We start from the raw sequence: 7,009 nt of genomic DNA on the forward strand, positions 1-7,009 counted from the left end.
AAGGGGGGAGATTGGATGGCGCGCCGGCTTTCGCCAATCGCCAACGTTGCAAGGAGTAGCGAGGCGCCAAAGCTGCCAATCTCCCCCCTTGAGGGGGAGATGTCCGGCAGGACAGAGAGGGGGGCGAAGGAACTCGACGTCGAAAGCCAAGCATGTCTGGGCACGCCATCGCCAGCGCACCTATGGGCGGGGCTAGCCCCATGCGCCCCCACCCCAAACCTCAAGCCTTCCCGCTCGACATGCTGGCGGTGAACCGCGCCAGCCCCGAGCATCTGTCGCGCCAGCTCTATCACGGCCTCGTCGCCATCATCCGCAGCCGCGCGCTTCCCCCCGGCTCGGAGCTGCCTTCCACCCGCGCCCTGGCCGCCGAGCTCGGCCTTGGCCGCAACACCATCGTTTCCGCTTACGACCAGCTCGTCACCGAGGGCTATCTCGCCAACCGCCAGGGCGCGCGGCCGGTCATCGTCGACCTGCCCGAAGGCCCGCGCGAGGCACCGCACGAGGCGCCGCCGGTGCCGCTGCGCCAGCCCTCGCTGCGCGGCCAGCAGCTGCTCAGCCAGCCCTATCATCACGGCAGGCCGGGCCATGTCGCCTTCCACCCCGGCATGCCGGATCACGAGAGCTTCCCCTTCGGCGTCTGGGGCCGGCTGGTGGCGCGCCGCGCCAGCCATGGCGGCGAGACGCTGTTCGGCACCTATGACGTCACCGGCCACCCGGCGCTGAAGGAGGCGATCGCCGGCTATCTTTATTCCGCGCGCGGCGTGCGCTGCCGTCCCGAGCAGATCGTCGTCACCACCGGCGCGCAGGCCGCCTTCGATCTTCTGGCCCGCCTGCTGCTCGACCCCGGCGACACGGTGTGGATGGAAGAGCCCGGCTATTACGGCGCCAAGGCCGCCTTCACCGTGGCCGGCGCAAAAATCCTGCCTATCCCTGTCGATCAGGAACGCGGCTGGTATCTCGACCCGCCGGACCCATTGCCCCGCCTCATCTATGTGACGCCGGCCTGCCAGCATCCGCTCGGCATCACCATGCGCATGGAGGAGCGGCTGCGCCTGCTCGACATCGCCGAGACCGCGAATTCCTGGGTGATCGAGGACGATTTCGACGGCGAATACCGTTTTCAGGGCCGCCCCGTGCCGGCGATCCAGAGCATGGACCGCTCCGGCCGCGTCATCTATGTCGGCACCTTCGCCAAGCTGTTGTTTCCCGCGCTGCGCATCGGCTTCATGGTGCTGCCGCAAGAGCTCGCCGGCCGCATCGTCAACGCGCTCTCCACCACCGGCCAGTTCGCGCCGCTGCTGCTGCAGGCCGCCCTCGCCGATTTCATCACCGAAGGCCATATGAGCCGGCACCTGAAGCGCATGCGCCGCATCTACGCCCAGCGCCGCCAGCTTTTCCGCGACATCGTCACCGAGCGCCTGCGCGACGAAATCACGCTCTCCCCCGCTGAGGCCGGCATCCAGGTGGTGGGCTATCTGAGAGAGGGCATCGACGACATCAAGGTCAGCCAGGCCGCCGCGAAAAGGGCCATCAACGTCTCGCCGCTGTCGAAATATTTCCAGAACACGGCGCCGACCCAGGGGCTGGTGCTGGGCTATGCGGCGTGCGATGCGGCGCAGATGAGGGAGGGGGTGGAAAGGCTGGCGGCGGCGATCAGGGAGACGCTGGGGGCGAGCTATACTGCCGTATAACTGCTGCGTTATTTGCCAGATCGGCGGCTGGCAGGATTTGGCCGATCAAGCCGATTTGCGGTTCGCAGTTGAGGCAGTAAGAATTGCCGGAATTGCATAGACAATTCACGTCATGGGCGGTGTCCTGGCAGCGCGGATACCTCGAACGGCAACAACAATCCGGATAATACAAGTCCCCGTGGCGGACGAGACGATGGAATTTAGCGCAGTTTCGTGGCAATCTGGTATCGGGGAGATGTTCATTCGCGGGGGGCGGGCGATGGTGGAAGATCGTCGTGCAAAAATTGATCGCATCCGGGCGGTGGCGACGGCGACGCTTGGGCGCCTGCGTAACCTGCCCGTCGTCGACCTGTTGGATGCCAAGGCTCAGGTGAAGGGCCTGATCGATGCGAGGCAGTTCGACCTCGCGATATCGCTCGCCGAAGCCGTAAGTCGGCGAGACCCCGGCGATCCGACGAACAGGCGCCGATACGCCCAGGTTCAGATCGAGACGCACAACGTTACCGCCGCGATCGACATGCTGAAGGCGATCATGGCGCGGCTCCCGTCCAGCCACCCGGAATACGCCGAGGCCTTGGGCCTGCTTGGCCGATCGTACAAGCAGATGTTTATCGACGCGCCCGACAAGTCCGGCAAGCTTGCGCGCTCCATGCTCAGAAAATCCCTGGCCGCGTACCGGCGGCCCTATGAGGCAGACCCGGCCAAAACCTGGCACGGCATAAACCTGGTCGCGCTGCTGACCTACGCTCGCCGCCTCGGCCTGCCGATCGACGACGGCCTCGATCCCAGGGCCATTGCCCGCGACATCGTCTCCAGGTTGAACGCGCTGACGGAGAAAGACGGCGACGAATGGCATTTCCTCACGCTCGCCGAAGCCTACCTTAGTCTCGGCCAGTGGGACGACGTGGACCGGGCGATCGGGTCGTATATCAACTCATCACCCGACAAGGCCTTTGTCTGCGCCAGCGCGCTGCGCCAGTTCCGGGATGTATGGAACGTCGAGGACATGGGGCCTCGCGGCCGATCGATAGCGGCAGCGTTGCGCGCCGCCGTGCTGGAACTCGAAGGCCATGATCTGAGGGTCGATCCTCACGAGATCAAGGCGTTGCAGGCCTTCCAGCCGGAGGAGAAGACGCTCGAGGCCATTCTGGGCGATGACGGGCCGACGACCTATCGCTTCATGCAGATGGGCATGCAGCGCGCGCTGGCGGTGGCGTCCATCCGGCTGAAGCTCACGGATCGTGTCGGAACGGGGTTTCTTGTCCGGGCGAGCGATTTCGGCCTGGCGCCCAAGGCAAATGACGAGCTTCTCGTGCTCACCAATTGGCATGTCGTCAATCCGGATGGCCTCTATCCCGGCATAGGCCCGGATGAAGCCGAGATCGTTTTCGAGGCGGTCGATTCGCAAAAAACATACAACGTGAAAGCCATCGCCTGGTCGTCGCCGGTCCAGCAGGTCGATGCGTCCTTCCTGCGGCTTGACGGAAGCCCGCCATCGATCGATCCGCTGCCCCTCGCCGAAAAGCTGCCGGTCGTGCAGGACAAGGCTCGCGTCTATGTGATCGGTTATCCCGGCGGCCATGAATTGTCGCTCTCGCTTCAGGACAATCGCCTGCTCGACCATGAAGGCCCGCCGGCCGGCAAGCCGCAGATACCGGGCGTTTGGCGCGTCCACTACCGCGCCCCGACCGAGCCTGGCAGTTCCGGCAGCCCGGTCTTCGATGACCGTGTCTGGAGCGTCATTGCCCTCCATCACGCCGGTTCCGAAAAGCCGATCGGCAGGCTGAACGGCAAGAGCGGAACCTACGTCGCCAACGAAGGCATCGCGATCCGCTCCATCCGCGACGCTATCGCAAACGGCGCGGCGGGGTAGGGGCAATTGCCGACGGTTGGCGATTGAGCTGCGTCTTGCTGGCGGTTGATGTTTGAGCTGCCTCGTGCCCGGCAGCATCGGCCGCTTCTATTCACCCGCCCGCTTTGCGACAGGCTTGGCTCCCGCCCATATGGACCGGCACCCGAAACGCACGCGCCGCATCCACGCCCAACGCCGCCAGCTTTTTCGCGACATCGCGACCGAGCGCCTGCGCGACGAGATCACACCCTCTCCCCGTCGAAGCCGGCATCCAAGTGGTGGGCTATCTGAGGGAAGGCATCGACGACATCAAGGTCAGCCAGGCCGCGGCGAAGCGGGCGATCAACGTCTCGCCGCTGTCGAAATTTCCGGAACACGGCGGCGGTGCAAGGGCTGGTGCTGGGGTATGCGGCCTGCGATGCGGCGCAGATGAGGGACGGGGTGGAGAGGCTGGCGGCGGCGATAGGGGAGGCGCTGGGGTGAGGGGCCAGTCCCCGGCGGCGAAGACCTAGAAATGGCGCACCCGACAAGATTCGAACTTGTGACCTCTGCCTTCGGAGGGCAGCGCTCTATCCAGCTGAGCTACGGGTGCTTCCCGGGAAACCAGAAAACGAACTAACCGGTGAGCCGGCCAGCCACGGCTTCTTAGCGGAAGCCGGCGCGGGCTTCAACGGGCAAATAATCCGGAGCCGGATCACCAAGCCGGGCTTAAGGATGGCCGGTGTGCGCGTTCAGCCACAAATAGCGACTTTAGACGACTTACGCGGTCCATATGTCGAACCCACTATTGATCAAGGTCAGCTTACGCCATAGACCCGGTGTGGGGGGAATGTCGATTGATGGACAAACGAAGCCTCACCGAGCGTGATATCTGCACAAAGTTCATCCTACCAGCCGTCAAGCACGCCGGATGGGACGAAATGTTGCAGGTCCGGGAGGAGGTCTTTTTCACCAAAGGCCGCATTATCGTGCGCGGGAAGCTAGTCACGCGTGGCAAAGCGAAGAAGGTCGACGTCGTACTTTACTACAAGCCGAATATCCCGATCGCGCTGATAGAGGCGAAGGACAATAATCACAGTGTCGGCGATGGCATCCAGCAGGGACTCGACTATGCCGCTACGCTGGACATTCCATTCGTCTTCTCCTCAAATGGCGACGGCTTCGTCTTTCACGACCGCACCGGCCTAAGTGTCCCGATCGAGGCCAACCTCGGTCTCGACGCGTTCCCTTCGCCTGCCGAATTATGGAAGCGCTATTGCACCTGGAAGGGTCTCGACGCGGAGGCCGAACATATAGTGCTTCAGGACTATTTCGACGACGGTAGCGGCAAGGCCCCGCGCTACTATCAGGTTAACGCCGTCAACGCCGCGGTCGAGGCCATCGCCAAGGGCCGTGACCGCGTGTTGCTGGTCATGGCGACCGGCACAGCCAAGACTTACACCGCGTTTCAGACCATCTGGCGCCTGTGGAAGGCAGGCCGCAAGAAGCGCATTCTGTTCCTCGCAGATCGCAACGTGCTGATCGATCAGACGATGGTGAATGATTTCCGCCCGTTCGGTGCGGCGATGGCTAAGCTTTCGACCAACGCGAAAACAATCGAACGGCAGGACGGCACCACGGTTGATTTGACATTGGCACTGGACAAGAAGAGGCGCATCGACACCGCTTTCGAAGTCTATCTTAGTCTCTATCAGGCCATCACCGGTCCGGAGGATCGCCAAAAACTTTACAAGGAGTTCTCGCCCGGCTTCTTCGACTTGATCGTCATCGTCGAATGCCACCGCGGCAGCGCGGCAGAGGATTCTGCGTGGCGCGAAATCCTGAGCCATTTTTCCGGTGCGACCCAGATCGGCCTAACTGCCACGCCGAGGGAAACAGAGTACGTTTCCAACACCGATTATTTCGGCGAACCGATCTTCACCTATTCACTCCGCCAAGGCATCAATGACGGATTCCTCGCACCCTACAAGGTCATCAAGGTTCACATCGATCGCGATGTTGAGGGTTATCGTCCGGAACTCGGGCAGCTCGACCGCGACGGAAACGAGGTCGAGGACCGTCTCTACAACACCAAGGATTTCGACCGGACGTTGGTCCTCGACGACCGCACGAAGCTGACGGCAAGGAAGATCACTGAGTTCCTCAAAGAGAGCGGAGACCGCTTTCAGAAAACCATCGTCTTCTGTGTCGACAAGGAACACGCCGCGCGCATGCGGCAGGCGATCGTCAACGAGAACGCCGATCTAGTCGCCGAAAACCAGCGCTACGTCATGCGCATCACTGGAGGTGAGGGTCAGGACCAACTCGGCAATTTCATCGATCCAGAATCGAAGTATCCGGTGCTCGTCACGACCTCGCGCCTGCTCTCAACCGGCGTCGATGCGCAAACCTGTCGGCTGATCGTGCTCGACCGTTCAGTGGGTTCTATGACTGAGTTCAAGCAGATCGTAGGGCGTGGCACTCGCGTTCACGAGGACACCAAGAAATTCTACTTCACGCTGATCGATTTTCGCGGCGCGACCAATCATTTCGCCGACCCGGAGTTCGATGGCGACCCGGTGCAGATTTACGAACCCGGCGAATACGACCCGATCGCGCCACCCGATGACACAGTCGTCGATCTGGGTGATGGTGATCAAGAGCCTTACGAGCCGGCTAATGGCGAAACGGTAGTCGACCAGCCGGGCTTTCCGCAGCTGCCAGGCAACCAGGAGCGAAAGATTTACGTGGATGGCATCGGCGCTCGCATTGTCGCCGAGCGCGTTGAATATCTTGACGAGAACGGGAAGCTAGTCACCGAGTCTCTGCGCGATTTCACCAAGACGGCGCTGAAGAGACGCTTCGTCAGCCTTGACGAGTTCCTCAAGCGTTGGAAGGGCGCCGAACGCAAACAGGTGATCATCGAGGAACTGGAAGCCGAGGGCTTGGCGCTTGACGCGGTCGCAGACGAGCTAGGCAAGAACCTTGATCCCTTTGATCTGATCTGTCACGTCGCTTTCGACAAGAAGCCTCTAACGCGCCGTGAGCGCGCTGAGAACGTCAAGAAGCGCGACGTGTTTACGAAATACAGCGCACAAGCCCGCGCCGTGCTCGACGCGTTGCTTGAAAAGTATCGCGACGAGGGCGTGCTCAACCTCGACGTCGCCAACGTGCTGAAGGTGACGTCCTTCACCGCGATGGGTAGCGACGTGCAACTGATCAAAGCGTTCGGCGGCAAGGAGGGTTTCGAAAGAGCCGTCCACGAAATGCAGGACGCCCTCTACCAGGAGACCGCATAGCCAATGATCGTCCGCACCACCGTCAAATCCATTCAGGACATTATGCGCCAGGATTCAGGCGTTGATGGCGATGCACAGCGCATCAGCCAGTTGTGCTGGGTGTTCTCCCTCAAGATCATCGGTGATCAGGTTCAGGAACTGGGGCTCACACGCAACGCCTATCCCTCGCCGTCCCCACCGAAGTCCCA

The 7,009-nt window shown here is 62.1% G+C and carries 3 protein-coding genes, 1 tRNA gene and 1 pseudogene; 4 read left to right on the plus strand and 1 reads right to left on the minus strand.

All coding sequences use genetic code 11. The features are described from left to right. The first annotated feature begins 200 nt into the window (after positions 1-200). Together KVT37_RS20875 and KVT37_RS20880 are read left to right on the plus strand one after the other, a co-directional pair. Positions 201-1,691 (plus strand): PLP-dependent aminotransferase family protein, encoded by a 1,491-nt coding sequence (locus tag KVT37_RS20875; RefSeq protein ID WP_217576502.1) that lies wholly within the window; start codon positions 201-203, stop codon positions 1,689-1,691. Positions 1,692-1,803: 112 nt separating this feature from the next. Beyond that, entirely contained in the window at positions 1,804-3,564 is a 1,761-nt protein-coding gene (locus KVT37_RS20880; RefSeq protein ID WP_217576504.1) for a TRAFs-binding domain-containing protein, read from the plus strand. A gap of 494 nt (positions 3,565-4,058) precedes the next feature. On the opposite strand, the gene KVT37_RS20885 is transcribed toward KVT37_RS20880, so the two are convergent. Further along, a tRNA-Arg gene (locus KVT37_RS20885) sits at positions 4,059-4,135 on the minus strand. A 247-nt stretch (positions 4,136-4,382) separates the two neighbouring features. Between KVT37_RS20885 and hsdR the strand changes: the two genes are divergently transcribed. Both hsdR and KVT37_RS20895 read left to right on the plus strand, forming a co-directional pair. Beyond that, a complete protein-coding gene (gene hsdR / locus KVT37_RS20890; RefSeq protein WP_217576506.1) occupies positions 4,383-6,821 on the plus strand; it encodes an EcoAI/FtnUII family type I restriction enzme subunit R in 2,439 nt (812 codons plus the stop codon). A 3-nt stretch (positions 6,822-6,824) separates the two neighbouring features. Continuing rightward, positions 6,825-7,009 (plus strand): annotated as a pseudogene (locus KVT37_RS20895) (SAM-dependent DNA methyltransferase); the annotation flags it as partial.

This window comes from Mesorhizobium sp. GbtcB19 (genome assembly GCF_019091085.1).
Classification (GTDB): Bacteria; Pseudomonadota; Alphaproteobacteria; order Rhizobiales; family Rhizobiaceae; genus Mesorhizobium.

What these genes read in the sequence shown, in the direction of transcription:
- KVT37_RS20875 (WP_217576502.1), top strand. Translation starts at nt 201, where the DNA reads ATGCGCCCCCACCCCAAACCTCAAGCCTTCCCGCTCGACATGCTGGCG.
- KVT37_RS20880 (WP_217576504.1), top strand. Translation starts at nt 1,804, where the DNA reads ATGGGCGGTGTCCTGGCAGCGCGGATACCTCGAACGGCAACAACAATC.
- hsdR (WP_217576506.1), top strand. Translation starts at nt 4,383, where the DNA reads ATGGACAAACGAAGCCTCACCGAGCGTGATATCTGCACAAAGTTCATC.